Genomic DNA, 14,658 nt, shown 5'->3' with positions numbered 1-14,658 from the left:
CGAACCGCTACCAGCCCGGGGGTGGTTGCGCGCCCAGTGGAGTCACCACCGTGCACGGCACGTCCCGTGGACTGTCCGGGTCCAGGGCATTGAGCACCAGGCCCGCCGCTACCGGATCGGCCATCACGCCGCCGTGCTCGGCGAAGTCGCTCGGGCAGTAGTCCTGCAACACGTGGTTGGTGACGTTGGGCGCCTCGGCGATTCCACTCGTGTAGGGAACGACGAGTTCGTCGTAGCGCGTCACGATGTTGGTGTAGGTGACCTCCGGGGCGAAGGTGCCTATCGCGTGCAGCTTCTTGTAGTAGTCCGATCCTTGGAAGAACTGCGGGCACGACGCGCACACCACGTCGGCAACCGCGTCGATCACCGGGTTCAGCCCCAGCGCCTGCGCGGTCTGGTAGATCAGCGGGAGCCCGGCGAGCGTGGTGCCCTCCCAGATCGGCGTCAGGCTGACGTATTTGTCCACTTTGGTCTCGCCGCCGAGGAAGCGCACGTAGTAGCTGGGCATGATGGTGCCCTGCGAGTGCCCGAGCAGGTCCACCTTCGCCGCACCCGTGCTGTCGAGCACCCGCTCGACGAACACCTTCAGTTCCTCGGCGCTCTCCTCCATCCGCCTCAGCCCGCCCGGCTGGTAGCCGGGCAGCGCGCCGCCGAGCGAGTTGACGCCGTAGGTGAAGGAGTAGACGCAGTAGCCCTCGTTGGCCAGCAGCGGGGAGAAGGTCTGCCAGTTCACCGTCTGGTTGGCGATCAAGCCATGCACCAGCACCACCGGATTCGGGTGCTCGGCGCTGGGCTCACACGACCAGTCGTTGGCTCCAGGCGGAGGGCTGTCCGGATCCGCCAACTGCGCGGTGACACCCGCCAGCAGCGACCACGGCACCGGCAGCTTCTCCTCCTCCGCGCTCGCGGTAGCCGGCAGAGCCACGAACGCCACGAACGCGGTGAACGCAGCGACCAGAGCGGCGAAAGACCTCATCGTCGACACGCCTCCCGTCACTTGTCGTACGACGGGGGGAGTCAATCACGAACCCGGCGGGACGCCGGCAAAGATCAACCGGATGGCGCAGTACGGTTCAGTCCCGCCGCTGTAGCTCGCCGTCCACGTAGACGTCGGCTTTTTCCTGCGGGAACGCCACCAGACTCGCGATGCGAGCGCTCTCCGGAAGCGGGGTTCGATACGACCAAGCCAGGTCAGGCACCAGCGTCTCACCGGTGTTCACCGACCAGTACTCCGCCTGGCCCTTGTAGGGGCAGTGCGTCACCTTGTCGCTCGCGACCAGCAGGTCCAGGCGCACATCGGTCTTGGGCAGGTAAAACCGGGTCGGCAGGTTCGTCTCGAACAGCAATGTCGGCCGGTGCGAATCGGCCACGGTGACGCCGTTCACCTCCACCCGCACGTGCCGTGAGCTGGGCAGGATGTCCACGCGTGTGTGCGGGTCGCGTGCGTGCGTGAAGACCTCCTCGTCCTCCTCGAACCAGGCGTCCATCGCGGGCCAGTCCAGCCGTACCCGGTCGCGCAACGCCTCGATCGGCGAGTCCGGGTATTCGGTGACGGCGCCTTCGGCCTCGCGGTCGCCGACTCGCAGGGTGGACACCTTGCCTTCTCCCCTGCTCGGCGATCGCCGGGTCTGACGGGTCGGCACGAACAACTCGGTACGCACGTCCGCGCGCGGGAAGTAGTACGTCGGGTAGTAGGGCACCTCCCAGACCAGCAACGGCCGCTTGGTGTCTGCGACCACCTCGCCCGCGAGCACGGCGCGTACCCGCTTGGCAGCCTGTTCGATCCGGACCTGGCCACGGTTTTCGGCACTCATACCGGCCCGAACCTCGCCGGGCCGCGCAGGTATTCCCACCGCCGCGCCGAGTAAGGCGAAAGGGGTGCGACGGTGGTCTCAAGCTGGGCTCCTGGCCGTTTCCACGGACGTAACCTTTGGGCTATGGCCATTCAGGTGCTGCTCGTCGACGACCACGAGGTGGTGCGCAGGGGCCTTCGGGAACTCCTCGGCGACGAGGCGGGCATCGAGGTCGTCGCCGAGGCGAGCAGCGCCGACGAGGCCCTCGCGGTCGCCCTGCACGTCGAGCCGGACGTCGCGGTGGTTGACGTCCGGCTCGGCGAGCGCGGTGGCGACGGGGTGTCGCTGTGCCGGGAGTTGCGCTCACTGGCCAATCCGCCACGGTGCCTGGTCCTCACCGCGTTCGACGACGAGGAAGCCGTGGTGGGCGCCATCATGGCGGGAGCCTCCGGGTACCTGCTCAAGCAGGTTCGCGGCCAGGACGTGGTGAACGCGGTACGGGAGGTCGCCGCGGGTCGCTCTCTGCTCGACCCGCTCACCACCAGCCGCCTGCTCGAGAAGGTGCGCCACCCCGAGGAGCCCGACGAGCTGACCGTGCTGAGCGAGCGGGAGCGCAGCGTGCTCGACCTCATCGGCCAGGGCCTTTCCAACCGGGAGATTGCGGCGCGCCTGTTCGTCGCGGAGAAGACCGTGAAGAACCACGTCACGTCGGTGCTCAGCAAGCTGGGCATGCAGCGCCGCACCCAGGCGGCCGCCTGGATCGCCCGCAGGGGCGGCGTCACTCGAGGATGACCGCCGAGTAGTCCGGAGCCTGCGTCACGAGACCACTGTCCAGGTGGAACCGCTTGGCTGTCTCGTAGGCCTCGCGTTGCACATCGGGTGTGCGCGGCACCTCCGAGCGCAGGATCGGTACCAGTGCGTCCACCGCGGCCGGGTCGGACTTGTCCAGGTACTGCCCGAGCAACTGACGCACCTCGGCCTCGTCACCGTGGATCACTTCCAGTGCCTTGCCCATCGCCCGCCGGAACGCCGCGACCTCGTCCTTCTTCTTGTCCAGCAACGCGGTTGTGCTGAACATGACCCCGTGCAGCGCACCCCGCATCGACGGCACGTCGCCTCGGGCGGGCGAGATGAAGATCCGGCCCGCCCCGACGGCCTCTGCTTGCTGGCCGATGGGCTGGAAGAACGCGAGCGCGTCCACCCGCCCGGACTTCAGCGCTCCCACCGCGGAGGTGGCCGCGGCACCGAGGTTCACCAGCGTCGCGTCGACGGCCGCGTCCTTGCCGATCCTGCCGAACAGGTACTTCACGAGCGCCTCGGTACCGCTGCCCGGCCCTGTGATGCCGATCTTCTTGCCGACCAGCGCCGCGGCCTTGTCCTCGACGCTCGCGCCGTCTGCTGGCACGTCGAGCGAGGTGGCGACGATGATGTCGACGTAGTACTCGCTGACGAGACTGGACACGATCCTGGTTCCGTTGTCGGTCTCCGCGAGGTTGAAGGCGTCGGTGACGACACCTGCCCCGAGGTCGATGCTGCCGGACTTCAGCGCGGCGGCGACCTTCGCGCCGGTGCCCAGCCGGGGTCGGTCGCCCAGCTTGACGCCCTCATCGGCGAAGATTCCGCGCTGTTCGGCGATGAACAGTGGGAAGAACGCCACCGAGTTGCTGATCTGACCGATGTTGAGGGTTCCTGTCGGCGTCGAGGACCCCCGCGACGCGCAGCCTGCGAGCAGTAACGGAGCCGCCGCGAGACCCTTGAGAACGGTGCGGCGTGCGAAGTTTTCAGTCATTTATCGGCTTCCATTTGTTGACGCGTTTGTCGATGAGTCCTACGAACACGTTGAGCACCGCGGCGATCACACTCAGCACCACGAGCGTCGCGAACACGCCCGCGGTGTCGAACTGTGCCGCGGCATCGTTGATGAGGTAGCCGAGTCCGCGGTTGGACGCGACCAACTCACCGATCACCGCACCGATCAGCGCGTACGGGATCGCCACCTTCAACCCGGTGAGCACGCCGGTCATCGACGCGGGCAGTACCACCTTGCGAGCGATGTCCCAGCGGTTTCCTCCCATCAGCCGCACCGCGTCGACAAGACCTCTGTCGACGTCGCGAACGCCTGCCGCGGTGTTGAGGAACACCAGGAAGAACACGGTGGCCGCGGCCAGCAGCACCTTCATGTGCATGCCGATGCCGAACCAAACGATGAACAGCGGCGCCAACGCGACCTTCGGGATCGAGTAGAGCGCCATGATGAACGGGTCGAGCACCCGGTAGAGCAGATTGAGCGAGGCCAGCACGAAGCCGGCAAGAGCACCGGTGACCGCACCGAGCAGGAAGCCGTAGACGATCTCCTGCACGGTGATCCAGCTGTGCAGCCACAAGGTGCCGTCGGCCGCCCACTCCACGAGCCTGGCGACGATGTCGGTTGGCTTGCTGGTGAACGTGATATCGATCCAGCGCTCGCCCGCGATCTCCCACAGCACCAGCACGAAGGCGATCAGCGCCAGCCGGAGCACCCACACCGTCGTGGTGGTGCCGTGCCGCTGCCACCAGGTGCGTGGAGCGGCGACGCGGACGGGGCCGCCGTTGCCCGCGGTTTCGGTGATGACTCCGCTTGCCTCGGTCATCGCGCTCCCTCCTGCAATGCCGCCGCCAGTTCGGTGTGCAGCGCGACGAACTCGGGGTCGACCCGGAGCGTGTCGGCGTTCCTAGGCCTGGCGAGTTCGATGGGACGGTCGAGCAGGATCGCGCCGATCTTGCCGAGCACGACGACGCGGTCGCCCAGCAACAGCGCTTCCTCGATGTCGTGGGTGACGAAGACGACCGTCTGCCCGCCTTCGTGCCACAGCCGCAGCAGGTCGGCCTGCAACTCGGCGCGCAGCTGTGCGTCGAGCGCGCCGAACGGCTCGTCCATCAGCAGCGTCGACGGGTTGCCCGCGAGCAGCCTGGCGAGACTGGTCCTGCGTCGCATGCCGCCGGACAACTCACGCGGGTAGTGGTGTTCGAAACCTGTGAGCCCCACTCGCCCGATGAGCTGGGTGGCGACGGGTCGCCGCTCACGGACCGGCACCCCGCGGATCTCCAGCGGCATCTCCACGTTGCGCAGCACGTCGCGCCACGGCATCAACGTGTCGGACTGGGTGAGGTAGCCGATCTCGGTGTCCGGTCCGGTGAGGACCCGGTCGCGGTAGCGAACCTCGCCCTTGCTCGGCTGGGTGAGTCCGGCGAGCAGGTTGAGCAGTGTGGACTTGCCGCACCCGCTGCGGCCGAGCACGGTGACGAAACTGCCCTCCTCGATGGAGAGCGTGAAGTCGCGCAGCGCGACGGTCGCCACGTCGTTCTTCGCGAACTGCTTGGTGAGTTCGCGGGTTTGCAGCAGCGTCGCGGTCATCGGTCGCCCTTCTCGTCTTCCGCGCGCATGCCGTAGGCGTCGTAGCTGAACTCGCCTGCCTGCCACCGCGCGCGCAGGCCCTCTTCCTTGGCGATGCGCTCGCGAACGGATCGGACCACGTCGTCGACGTCAGCCGCTGCGACGGCGACGGCTCCGTCGTCGTCGAGCACCACGAGGTCGCCGGGACGGACCGTCGTTCCGCCGATCTCCACGGGCACGTTGACGCTGCCGCGGACGCTCTTGGTCGCCCCGCGCGCCCTGCGCCAGCGGCACCACACGGGCAACTCGAGCGCCGCGAGTTCGGCGCCGTCACGCACGGCGGCGTTGACGAGCACCCCCGCGGCTCCCGCGACGCGGGCCTGCGTCGCCAGCAGGTCGCCGAGCAGCGCGAACGGCTCGGGGCTCGGCATCGTCAGCACCAGCACCTCGCCGGGCCGCAGGTGCGTCATGACTTCGTGCACGGCGCGGTTGTCGGCCTGCCCGCACAGCGCGGTCCTCGCCGGACCGGCGATCTTGCGACCCGGGATGAGCGAGATCCACTCCTCATCGAGCAACCCGCGCCGTGAGTAGCCCTCGTACACGGTCGCGACGCCTGCTCGCGCCAGTTCCTCTACCGGGCCGCTCACAGCGCGCTCACCACATTCGGCAGCAGCCGGTGGAAGGCTTCGGCCTGCCGGATCTCGGCATTGCCGGTGACCTTTCGCGCGTGGTTGCCGCGTTGCTCGGCGCGCTGGGTGTAGTACTCCTTGAGGTACTGCTGCGCAGCCATGTGGCCCATCGCCTCGACCTTCTTGTCGAACACGGCGGTGATGTCGACGTAGACCGTGGGCACGAAGCCGCACAGTTCCGGTTGGTGCGGCTCGAACGCGAGGAACTCCGACGGCGGCGCGGTGCGGAAACCGCTGGCCACACCGGCACCGGAGGTGAGCAGCCGTGCCCTCGCCACCGCGGCGTGCGCCACCGGGTGGTCGGGGTTGAAGGGGTCCTTCTCCGGGTGGGTCAGCACCACGTTGGGCGCGAAGTCACGCATCAACTCGGCGAGCCGCCTGATCGACTCCTTGCCCACCTCCAGCGGGTAGTCGCCGAGGTCGAACGCCTCGAACCGGGCACCGACGGCGGCCGCGGCCTTGGTGGCCTCGGTGTGCCGGATGCGTTTGACGTTCTCCTCGGTCTGCCCCTGCTGCTTCCACAGCTCGCCTGATTCGCCGCGCTCGCCGTAGGACAGTGCGACGACCAGGGCCTCACCTCCTGCCGAGGTGTGCGCCGCGACGGCTCCCGCCGCCCGCCACACGAAGTCGGCGCTGTGTGCGCCGACCACCAACAGCCTTCGCGTGCTCATGCCTCTCCCTTCGCGGGCGCGTCCGGCAGCGGCTCGGCGCCGACCAGCCACCTGCTGTTGTGCACCGTCATGGTGCGGACCTCTTCCTCGGTGAAGCCGCCTTCGAGCAACACGTCGGCGGCGATGGCCAGGCCGTCCTCGACCGGAGGGTTGAACGGCTGACCGAGGTCGCTGGAGATCACCGAGTGCTCGTAGCCCGCCTCGCGGATGTTGCCCAGCCACACGTCCCAGTCGACCTTGCCGGTGTACGGGGTGGTCAGGCAGCGTTCGAGCAGGGCGCCCCGTTCGGCCAGCCTGCGCTGCCGCTCGATGCCCACGCGCTGGGAGGTGAACTCGGGGTGGGTGACGACGACGCGCCGCACACCTTCGGCCTCGGCGGCCTGGACCACGCGTTCGATCTCGTCGGCGTGCAGATGGCCGGTGGCCAGCACCATGTCGTGTTTGGCGATCAGCCGCAGTACCTGCCTAGTCTTCGCGAGAACCTGTCCGGCTTCGTCGAGTACGTCCACCGCCTCGGCGGCCATGCCCGATTCGGCGAGTTCGGCCTGTATCCGGGCCCACATCGGCGGGGTCGCGCCCTCGGGTTCCGCGGCCTGGCAGTCGCGCTGGTTGGCGCTGTCCACAGTGGGCAGCCACACGAACTTGGCGCCGCTTCTCGCGGCGATCTCCACGGCGATGGGGTTCATGCCGCCGACGGAGGCGTTCAGTGTGATCGCGCCGAGCACGGTGGTGTCCGGTCGCACGCCCCGAACCACCTCGGCGCGCTCGGCCGTTGGCACGTAGTGCGATTTCAGTACGAACCCGGCCATCCCCACTTCGGCGAACCGCTTGGCGAGGGTGACGTCGTCCACCCTGCGGCGCATCACGTCCGGCGCGATGTGGATGTGGACGTCGAACGCTCCTCGCACCAGTTCGCGAGCGCGGGCGGACGGCTGAGGGTGCTCAGACATGTCGCTCCTTTGCGGCCATTTTCTGAGCCTAGATTGTTAACAATCTCGTCGCAAGAGTCAACAAGAACCTGTGCGGGATTTCGCCGTAGCCGCGCTACGGCAGGCCGTGCAGGGTGGGCCCCGGCAGGTCCACCTCTTTCAGCGCGGCGATGACGCTGTACAGGTGTGCACGGGCGGCGTTCTCCGCGGCTTCGGGATCGTGCGAACAGACCGCGTCGATGATCGCCAGGTGTTCCGGCAGCGAAATCGCAGGCCTGCCGGGGTGCATCGCGAGCCTGAACTGGTGGCGCACGTTCTGCGCGCGCAGCCGCTCCAGCACCTTCGAGGCGGTCTGCTGACCGCTGATCTCTCGCAACCTGCGGTGCAGCGCCTGGTTCAGTTCGGAGTAGCCGAGCAGGTCACCGTTGGCTACCGCCGCGCGCATGCCGGTTCCGATCCCGGTGAGCTCGCCGATCTCGGCCGCGGTGATCCGTTCCGCGGCCTTGGCGGCGCACAACCCCTCCAGCACCATGCGGACCTCGGAGATCTCGACGGCCTCCTCCAGGGATACCGCACGCACCCGCGCGCCCCGGTTCTGCACGCGCTCGACGAGCCCCTCGTTGGTGAGCTCCAGCAGCGCGGAGCGTACGCTGGCTCGACTGGCCGAGAACCGCGCGGACAGGTCCGCCTCGACCAGCCGCTGGTCGGGAACGAACTCACCGCGAACGATCGCCTGCCGAATGGCGTCGACCACGGCCTGCTGCTGCGGCCGCGCGGCCTCGCCTCCCGCCACGGTAACTCCCACCTCAAAGCATTGAGCATTGTCGCCAATTTTGTTAGCTAGTGTACCGTCTCGCGGGCGAGAGGAGTTTGGCTGTGTCGCTATCCGAAGAGGGACCCACGATCGCGGTTCTCGGGCTCGGCGAGGCAGGCGGCGCCTTCGCCCGTGACCTCGTGGCCGCGGGCGCGGTGGTGCGCGGGTACGACCCGGCGGTCGCCGCCGCTGCCGGTGTTGTGGCCACCTCGACCGAGGCAGGGGCGGTTACCGGCGCTGACCTGGTGCTCAGTGTCAACAGCTCGGCCGCCGCCGTGGCAGCGCTGCAGGCGGGAATCGACGCACTCGCGCCGCGGGCTGTGTGGGCGGACCTGAACACCGCTTCACCGGCAAAGAAGCGGCAACTCGACGAGATCGCGCGCGAGCACGGCCACTCCTGCGTCGACGTCGCGATCATGGCCCCTGTGCCCGGTCATGGGTTGCGGGTGCCGATGCTGGCCAGCGGGCAGGACGCGGCCCGACTGACCGCGTTGCTGCGGCCACTCGGCGCGAATGTGGAGGTGTTCGAAGGCCCACCGGGGTCCGCGGCCAGCCGCAAGCTGCTGCGCAGCGTGTTCTTCAAGAGCCTCGCGGGCGCGGTGGTCGAGGCACTCGAGGCGGCTCGGGCGGCGGGTTGCGAGGACTGGTTGCGGGGCAACATCGTCGAGGAGCTGACGCGCGCCGACGAGTCGACGGTGGACAGGCTGGTGTACGGCACGTACAAGCACTCGGTGCGCAGGGCGGACGAGATGGCGGCCGCGGCGGAGATGCTGACCGAGCTGGGGGTGCCGCCCGCCATGGCGGCAGGCGCAAGGGACCTGTTGCTGCGGCTTTCGCGGGAGTGAGGGCGCAGCAGGCACTCATTGCCGCAGCGGCAGGTCGAACGCGACCAGCGTGCCCATGCTCGGGGAGGAGTTCACGGTGAACGTTCCGCCCGCCGCCTCCGCACGCTCGGCGAGGTGACGCAGGCCTCGTTTGGCGACGTCGCGGGGTACGCCGCAACCATTGTCGCGAACCCGCAGCCGGATACCGGCCGCGTCGCGGTGCAGCGTCACCCTGGTCTCGCTCGCACCGGAGTGGCGGACCACATTGGACAGCGCTTCGCGCAGTGCGGCACGCACGTGGTCGGCGCGTTCGGGCGGGATGTCGGCGAGTTCCCCTGACAGTTCCAGCGTAGGTGGGTAGCCGAGTAGCTCCCCCGCGATGCGCACCTCGGCCCGCGCCGATTCGGCGAGGTCGGTCGCGGCGGGCTCCGGCTGCCTCGGTTCCGGCTCGGGTGAGCGCAGATCCCGGACGGTACCCCTGATCTCCTCGATGGTCTGGTCGAGTTGCTCGATCGCCTCGGCGAGCCGTGCCGCATCGGCGTGGGCGAACCGCTTGCGCATCCGACGCCGGACTCGCTCGAGCCGCATGCCCGCCGCGTACAGCCGCTGCACGATCACGTCGTGCAGTTCCCTGGCGATGCGTTCCCGTTCCTGGTACAGCGTCACGCGGTGCCTCGCGTTGGCGCCTTCCGCGAGCGCGAGCACGACGCCCGCCTGCCCCGCGAACGCGGTGAGCACTTCCACGGTGCTCGCCGAGAACGGTCGCCTTCCCGGGGATCGGTAGACGGTGAGCACGCCGAGGATGCGGCCAGGCGTGCCGAACGGAGCGGCGGCGAACGGGCCGTACGAACTCAGCTCCCTTGGCACGAAGCGGGAGGTCCTGGTGTCCCTGGTCACGTCGTCGGTCACCACGGGTTCGCCGCCACCCGCAACCCGGCCCGCGGCCGACTCCGCGGGCAGTGCCAGCCCGAGCAGGTCCGCGGTGGACTCGCCGTGCGCGGCCTCGACGGTGACCGAACCGTCGTCGGAGCGCACCATGACCAGCCCGAGGTCCGCGTCGGCCAACTCCACGGCATGGCGCACAACCGAGCCGAGCACCGCGTCGGGGTCGTCGTCGGACAAGGCGGTGGCCGTGATCTCGGTGGCGGCGGAGAGCGCTCTGGCGGCAAGAGTGGGTTCCATCAGCGCTATCAAGGTTAGGCTCCTTCGGCCGCCATGACCGGGTTTGTCGCGGTGACGTGCGCCGCCACATTCCCCGCCCGTACCTCCAGCACGAGGTCGGCGAAGGCGGCTTCCTCCTGCCGGTGGGTGACGTGCACGACAGTCTTGCCCGCGAGCAGGTCGGCCAGGTTCGCCAGCACCTCGCGGGCGGTGGGTTCGTCGAGGTGGGCGGTCGGTTCGTCGAGCAGCACCAGGTCGGCGCCATCAGCGGCGAGTAGTGCCCTCGCGAGCGCGACCCTGCGCGCCTGCCCACCGGAAAGGCCTGCCCCCGCGCTGCCGAGGACGACGCCGGGGTCGAGTCCCGGCAGGCCCGCGGCGGCGAGCGCGGTGGTGAGTCTCTCGGTGGTGGCGAGCGGATCGGCAAGGCGAAGGTTCTCGGCGACGGTGGTGGAGACGAGTCCGGGCTCCTGCGGCGCCCATGCCACCCGCTGGGGCAGCACGATGTGGCCCTGCCGTGGTTGGAGGAAGCCGAGCAGGGCGGCAAGCAGGGTGGATTTGCCCGCCCCCGAGGGGCCGATCACGGCCACGTGGCAGCCGTTGGGAATGTCGAGATCCACCCCGGTCAGCACCGGTTGGTCGGTTTCGGGCCAGCTCAGTTCGACCCCACGCATGGTGATCGCGCCTTCCGTGGTGTACCGGACCGTGTCGGGGGCGGGAGCTGGTTCGGCTGCCAGCGTGCTGGCCAGCTGGCCACGGGCGTCGCGCAGCGAGTCCCAGTGTTGAGCCGCCGCTGGCAGCATGGTCAGCACCTCGGCAAGCGCCAGTGGAACGAGTGCGAGCACGGGCGCGAGGACGGGATCGAGAGTCCCTGACGCGGCCGCTCGCGTGGCGAACCAGGTGCTCACCACAGCGGCTGTTCCGGTGGCGAGTATGACCAGGCCGTCGGCCGCGCCCGCACCGAGTGCCTGCCTGCGCGCGGCGGCGGCGAGTCGGGTGTCGGCGCGAGCCAGGTCGGCGCGCCGCGCGGCGGCGGCTCCGTAGGCGATCAACTCGGCTGCCGCGTCGAACAGCGAGAGCACCTGGGTGGCGATGTCGCGCCGTCCCGCCGAGAGGGTCGCGGTCGCGTGGCGTTCGAGTGCCAGTGCCAGTGCGGGGGCGAGCACTGCGGCGGCGGTCACCGCGATGGCGAGCGCGAGCCCGGCGGCAGGCAGCACGGCGAACTGCACGACCACCGCTCCGGCGAGCACTACGCCCACCACGAGCGGGGGTGTCACCACCCTGGGCAGCAGGTCGCGGACGGTGTCGACGTCGTCGACGAGCCTGCGTAGCCCCTCTCCCCTTCGCAGTCCCAGTGTGCGGGTGGGGCCAAGCCGCACGAGCGCACGCCAGAGCCGCTCACGCAGCCTGCCCGCGATGCGGAAGGCGGCGTCGTGGGTGACGAGCCGCTCGGCGTATCGCAGCCCCGCGCGGCCGAGGCCGAAGGTGCGCACACCGACGATGGCGACGGCAAGGGTGAGTATCGGGGGCTGTTGTGACGCCTTCGCGATGAGCCACGCCGAGGTGGCGGTGAGCGCGATGCCCGCGAGCAGCGCGGCGGCGCCGAGCACCACGCCCGCGGTGAGCCTGCGGTCCAGCAGCAGGCGAAGGCGCAGGGGTGAGCCCGGAGCGCGTCCGGGCTCACCTTCCTGCGTGGTCGGCTCGGGGCCGCCCAGGTCATCGCCCGTGTCGAGCGCGGTGCGCTCGTGCGCGGCGATCACCACGGCCGCCCCGGCCCGTTGCGCCTCGCCGACCGCGGCGAGCACCCGTTCGGCGTTGTGCGCGTCCAGGTGGGCGGTTGGTTCGTCCAGCAGCAACAGCCACGCCCCTGCCCGCACCCGCAGTAGGGCGCGAGCCACGGCGACTCGCTGCCGCTGCCCGGTGGACAACCGGTTGACCGGGCGGTCGGCGAGCCCGGTGAGGTCCAGCCGCGCGAGCATCTCGGTGATCTCTTCGGGTTGGGCCGCTGCCAGTTCGAGTTCGCTGCGGACGGTGCCACCCGCGAAAGCGGGCGACTGCGGTACCCACGCGACGCGCTCGCGCCAGGCCGCCAGGTCCACCTGCTCCAGTGGCACGCCCGCGATGGTGACGCTGCCGCTTGTCGGGCGCACGAACCCGAGCAGCACGGACAGCGTCGTCGTCTTGCCTGCCCCGCTGGGCGAGGTCAGCCACACGGTCGATCCGGGAACGGCGGTGAACGTCTCGCCGTCGGGGGCGAAGCTGTCGCGCCGCCGAACGCGCAGTTCGCGGACCCGTAGCTCGCCGCGCGGTGGAACCACGGTGCCGGTGTCGGCACCGGGTTCGGCGAGCACGTCGGCGACTCGCCGAACGGCTTCGACGCCGTCCTCGCTGGCGTGGAAGGCCGCCCCGACGGACCGTAACGGCTGGTAGCACTCGGGAGCGAGGATCAGTACCCCGAGTCCGATAGCGAGCGTGAGGTCGCCGGAGACCAGGCGAAGACCGATCACCACCGCCACCAGTGCGACGGAAAGCGTCGCGGCGAGTTCGAGCACGAACGCGGAGGAGAACGCGATGCGCAGGGTGGAGAGTGTGGCCTTGCGGTGCCGTTCGCTGACGCGGCGGACGGCGTCGGCCTGTGCGCCTGCCCGGCCGAATGCGGCGAGCACCGGCAGGGCTCGCACGAGTTCGAGCAAGTGCCCCGACATCCGGTGCAGCGCGTCGGTCGAGGCGCCGACCCGCTCCGCGGTGTACTTGCCGACGAGGATCGCGAACAACGGAAGCAGCGGCACGGTGAGCGCGATGAGCAGGGCCGAGGGCCAGTCTGCGAGGAGCACGGCCACGCCCGCGGCGAGCGGGACGACGGCCGCGGTGACGAGCGCGGGCAGGTAGTCGGTGAAGTAGGCGTCGAGCGCGTCGAGTCCTCTGGTCGTCAGTGCGGTCAGCTCGCCGGGACCGCGCTTGGCGATCCACTCCGGACCGAGACCGACGGCGTGGTCGACCACCTTGGCGCGTAGCTCTTCCTTCGCGCCCACCGCGGCGCGGGCCGCGACCACCCGCATCGCCCAGCCGAGTACGGCGCGAATGAGCACCGCCGCCAGCAGTGCGGCCAGCCTCGGACCGTGCCCTGTGAACTCGCCCGCGACGATGTCGGCCAGTATCGAGGCGAGCAGAAAAGCCTGCGCCACGAGTGCACCCGCGTTCAGCAGGGACAGCGCGGCGGTCAAGGCCAGCGCCCGGCGCGCCGCGACCGACAGTGCGGGCAGCGCACCGAGCGGACCTCGTCCCACCCGGCCTGTGTCCACTGCGGACACTTTGGCGGGAAGGATGGCTCGGGTGGGAGAGTTCATCGGGGTACGTGCGCCTTCGGGATGTGCCTTGTGCCGATGCGGTTGCGGAACACCCAGTAGGTCCAGCCCTGGTAGACGAGCACGGCGGGAGCTCCGAAGGCCGCCACCCAGGTCATGACGCGCAGGGTGTAGGAGCTGGAGGACGCGTTTTCCACCGTCAGCGAGTAGGCGTCAGCCAGCGTGGAGGGAAGCACCTCAGGGTAGAGGCCGCCGAACAGGGTTATCGCGGCCGCGGCGATGAGCACGCCGAACGCGGCGAAGGCCTGCCCCTCCCTTCCCACGGCCAGCCGCCACCACCCGACGGCACCTGCCAGCGGCACGACGAGCAGCGGCACGAGGGTCCAGGTCACGCCCTCCCGCCATTGCACGAACAGCCCGAGCGCCACGAGCGGGAACAGCGCGGCGGGTGCGATGCGAAGTGCGAGAGCCCGTGCGCGTTCCCGCAGTTCGCCTTCGGTCTTCAGCGCCAGGAAGGTGGCGCCGTGAACGAGCGAGAACCCGGCGATGGCCAGCGCACCCAGCAGTGTCTCCCAGCGCACGGCCGCGAACGGCGAGCCGACCCGGTTTCCCGCGGCGTCGATGGGGAGCCCGAGCACGGTGGTGGCCAGCACGAGCCCGACACCGAGCGGCGGGATCCACGAGCCCGCGACGATCACCCTGTCCCAAGCGCGCCGCCACCGTGCCGAGTCGACCTTGCCGCGGTACTCGAAGGCGACGCCGCGGCCGATCAGCGCGAGTAGCAGCACCAGCAGTGGCAGGTAGGCGGCGGAGAACAGCCCGGCGTACCAGGCGGGGAACGCGGCGAACGTGGCGCCGCCGGCCACGATGAGCCACACCTCGTTGCCGTCCCACACCGGACCGATCGTGTTGATCATGACGCGCCGCTCGGCGTCGTCACGACCGAGTACGGGCAGCAGCATGCCAACGCCGAAGTCGAAGCCTTCCAGGAAGAGGTAGCCGAGCCAGAACAGCGCGACGACGCAGAACCAGAGGGTTGCCAGGTCCACTACGACTGCCCTCCGGTCGATGTCTCACGTGAAACCAAGTTTCCCCAGGCTGT

At 69.7% G+C, this 14,658-nt stretch carries 14 protein-coding genes; 2 read left to right on the top strand and 12 right to left on the bottom strand.

Annotated elements, in window-relative coordinates; translation table 11 throughout:
* Nucleotides 1–7: 7 nt before the first annotated feature.
* Both FHU38_RS24315 and FHU38_RS24310 read right to left on the bottom strand, forming a co-directional pair.
* Nucleotides 8–976, bottom strand: coding sequence for an esterase/lipase family protein (locus FHU38_RS24315; protein WP_167176767.1), 969 nt, complete (start codon nucleotides 974–976; stop codon nucleotides 8–10).
* A gap of 97 nt (nucleotides 977–1,073) precedes the next feature.
* The gene (locus tag FHU38_RS24310) at nucleotides 1,074–1,814 is read right to left on the bottom strand and encodes a DUF427 domain-containing protein (RefSeq protein WP_167176765.1); all 741 of its coding nucleotides are present in this window, start codon (nucleotides 1,812–1,814) and stop codon (nucleotides 1,074–1,076) included.
* A gap of 123 nt (nucleotides 1,815–1,937) precedes the next feature.
* Between FHU38_RS24310 and FHU38_RS24305 the strand changes: the two genes are divergently transcribed.
* On the top strand, nucleotides 1,938–2,585 hold the full coding sequence (locus FHU38_RS24305) for a response regulator (RefSeq protein WP_167176763.1): 648 nt from the start codon (nucleotides 1,938–1,940) through the stop codon (nucleotides 2,583–2,585).
* On the opposite strand, the gene FHU38_RS24300 is transcribed toward FHU38_RS24305, so the two are convergent.
* From FHU38_RS24300 to FHU38_RS24270, 7 genes are all read right to left on the bottom strand, one after another.
* On the bottom strand, nucleotides 2,572–3,582 hold the full coding sequence (locus tag FHU38_RS24300; protein WP_167176761.1) for an ABC transporter substrate-binding protein: 1,011 nt from the start codon (nucleotides 3,580–3,582) through the stop codon (nucleotides 2,572–2,574). The two genes, FHU38_RS24305 and FHU38_RS24300, sit on opposite strands and share 14 nt — an antisense overlap.
* Entirely contained in the window at nucleotides 3,575–4,423 is an 849-nt protein-coding gene (locus FHU38_RS24295) for an ABC transporter permease (protein WP_208416925.1), read from the bottom strand. The genes FHU38_RS24300 and FHU38_RS24295 overlap by 8 nt, the downstream gene beginning before the upstream one ends.
* Entirely contained in the window at nucleotides 4,420–5,187 is a 768-nt protein-coding gene (locus FHU38_RS24290) for an ABC transporter ATP-binding protein (protein ID WP_167176759.1), read from the bottom strand. Before FHU38_RS24290 ends, FHU38_RS24295 begins: the two co-directional genes overlap by 4 nt.
* Entirely contained in the window at nucleotides 5,184–5,813 is a 630-nt protein-coding gene (locus FHU38_RS24285; protein WP_167176757.1) for an RraA family protein, read from the bottom strand. Before FHU38_RS24285 ends, FHU38_RS24290 begins: the two co-directional genes overlap by 4 nt.
* Nucleotides 5,810–6,526, bottom strand: coding sequence for a PIG-L deacetylase family protein (locus FHU38_RS24280; RefSeq protein WP_167176755.1), 717 nt, complete (start codon nucleotides 6,524–6,526; stop codon nucleotides 5,810–5,812). The genes FHU38_RS24285 and FHU38_RS24280 overlap by 4 nt, the downstream gene beginning before the upstream one ends.
* Nucleotides 6,523–7,476: a DUF6282 family protein gene (locus FHU38_RS24275; RefSeq protein ID WP_167176753.1), complete on the bottom strand. Its 954-nt coding sequence runs from the start codon at nucleotides 7,474–7,476 to the stop codon at nucleotides 6,523–6,525. The genes FHU38_RS24280 and FHU38_RS24275 overlap by 4 nt, the downstream gene beginning before the upstream one ends.
* Nucleotides 7,477–7,570: 94 nt before the next feature.
* A complete protein-coding gene (locus FHU38_RS24270) occupies nucleotides 7,571–8,248 on the bottom strand; it encodes a GntR family transcriptional regulator (RefSeq protein WP_167176751.1) in 678 nt (225 codons plus the stop codon).
* 83 nt (nucleotides 8,249–8,331) lie between these two features.
* Here FHU38_RS24270 and FHU38_RS24265 point away from each other — a divergent pair, with 83 nt between their 5' ends.
* Nucleotides 8,332–9,114, top strand: a complete 783-nt coding sequence (locus tag FHU38_RS24265; protein ID WP_167176749.1) for a DUF1932 domain-containing protein — start codon at nucleotides 8,332–8,334, stop codon at nucleotides 9,112–9,114.
* A gap of 15 nt (nucleotides 9,115–9,129) precedes the next feature.
* On the opposite strand, the gene FHU38_RS24260 is transcribed toward FHU38_RS24265, so the two are convergent.
* Genes FHU38_RS24260 through cydB form a run of 3 tightly spaced genes read right to left on the bottom strand, consistent with a single transcriptional unit; the run spans nucleotide 9,130 to nucleotide 14,605 of the window.
* Nucleotides 9,130–10,275: a GAF domain-containing sensor histidine kinase gene (locus FHU38_RS24260; protein ID WP_167177216.1), complete on the bottom strand. Its 1,146-nt coding sequence runs from the start codon at nucleotides 10,273–10,275 to the stop codon at nucleotides 9,130–9,132.
* 14 nt (nucleotides 10,276–10,289) lie between these two features.
* Nucleotides 10,290–13,598 carry a thiol reductant ABC exporter subunit CydD gene (gene cydD, locus FHU38_RS24255; protein WP_167176747.1) on the bottom strand — a complete coding sequence of 1,103 codons (3,309 nt, stop codon included), beginning with the start codon at nucleotides 13,596–13,598 and terminating at the stop codon, nucleotides 10,290–10,292.
* A complete protein-coding gene (gene cydB, locus FHU38_RS24250) occupies nucleotides 13,595–14,605 on the bottom strand; it encodes a cytochrome d ubiquinol oxidase subunit II (RefSeq protein WP_167176745.1) in 1,011 nt (336 codons plus the stop codon). The genes cydD and cydB overlap by 4 nt, the downstream gene beginning before the upstream one ends.
* Nucleotides 14,606–14,658: the final 53 nt, after the last annotated feature.

It is taken from the genome of Saccharomonospora amisosensis, from assembly GCF_011761185.1.
GTDB lineage: Bacteria > Actinomycetota > Actinomycetes > Mycobacteriales > Pseudonocardiaceae > Saccharomonospora_A > Saccharomonospora_A amisosensis.
This window is presented reverse-complemented; position numbering and strand designations above follow the sequence as displayed.

Excerpts from the sequence above, each read along its gene's own strand:
- FHU38_RS24315 (WP_167176767.1), bottom strand. The coding sequence starts at position 976 with ATGAGGTCTTTCGCCGCTCTGGTCGCTGCGTTCACCGCGTTCGTGGCG.
- FHU38_RS24310 (WP_167176765.1), bottom strand. The coding sequence starts at position 1,814 with ATGAGTGCCGAAAACCGTGGCCAGGTCCGGATCGAACAGGCTGCCAAG.
- FHU38_RS24305 (WP_167176763.1), top strand. The coding sequence starts at position 1,938 with ATGGCCATTCAGGTGCTGCTCGTCGACGACCACGAGGTGGTGCGCAGG.
- FHU38_RS24300 (WP_167176761.1), bottom strand. The coding sequence starts at position 3,582 with ATGACTGAAAACTTCGCACGCCGCACCGTTCTCAAGGGTCTCGCGGCG.
- FHU38_RS24295 (WP_208416925.1), bottom strand. The coding sequence starts at position 4,423 with ATGACCGAGGCAAGCGGAGTCATCACCGAAACCGCGGGCAACGGCGGC.
- FHU38_RS24290 (WP_167176759.1), bottom strand. The coding sequence starts at position 5,187 with ATGACCGCGACGCTGCTGCAAACCCGCGAACTCACCAAGCAGTTCGCG.
- FHU38_RS24280 (WP_167176755.1), bottom strand. The coding sequence starts at position 6,526 with ATGAGCACGCGAAGGCTGTTGGTGGTCGGCGCACACAGCGCCGACTTC.
- FHU38_RS24275 (WP_167176753.1), bottom strand. The coding sequence starts at position 7,476 with ATGTCTGAGCACCCTCAGCCGTCCGCCCGCGCTCGCGAACTGGTGCGA.
- FHU38_RS24260 (WP_167177216.1), bottom strand. The coding sequence starts at position 10,275 with ATGGAACCCACTCTTGCCGCCAGAGCGCTCTCCGCCGCCACCGAGATC.
- cydD (WP_167176747.1), bottom strand. The coding sequence starts at position 13,598 with ATGAACTCTCCCACCCGAGCCATCCTTCCCGCCAAAGTGTCCGCAGTG.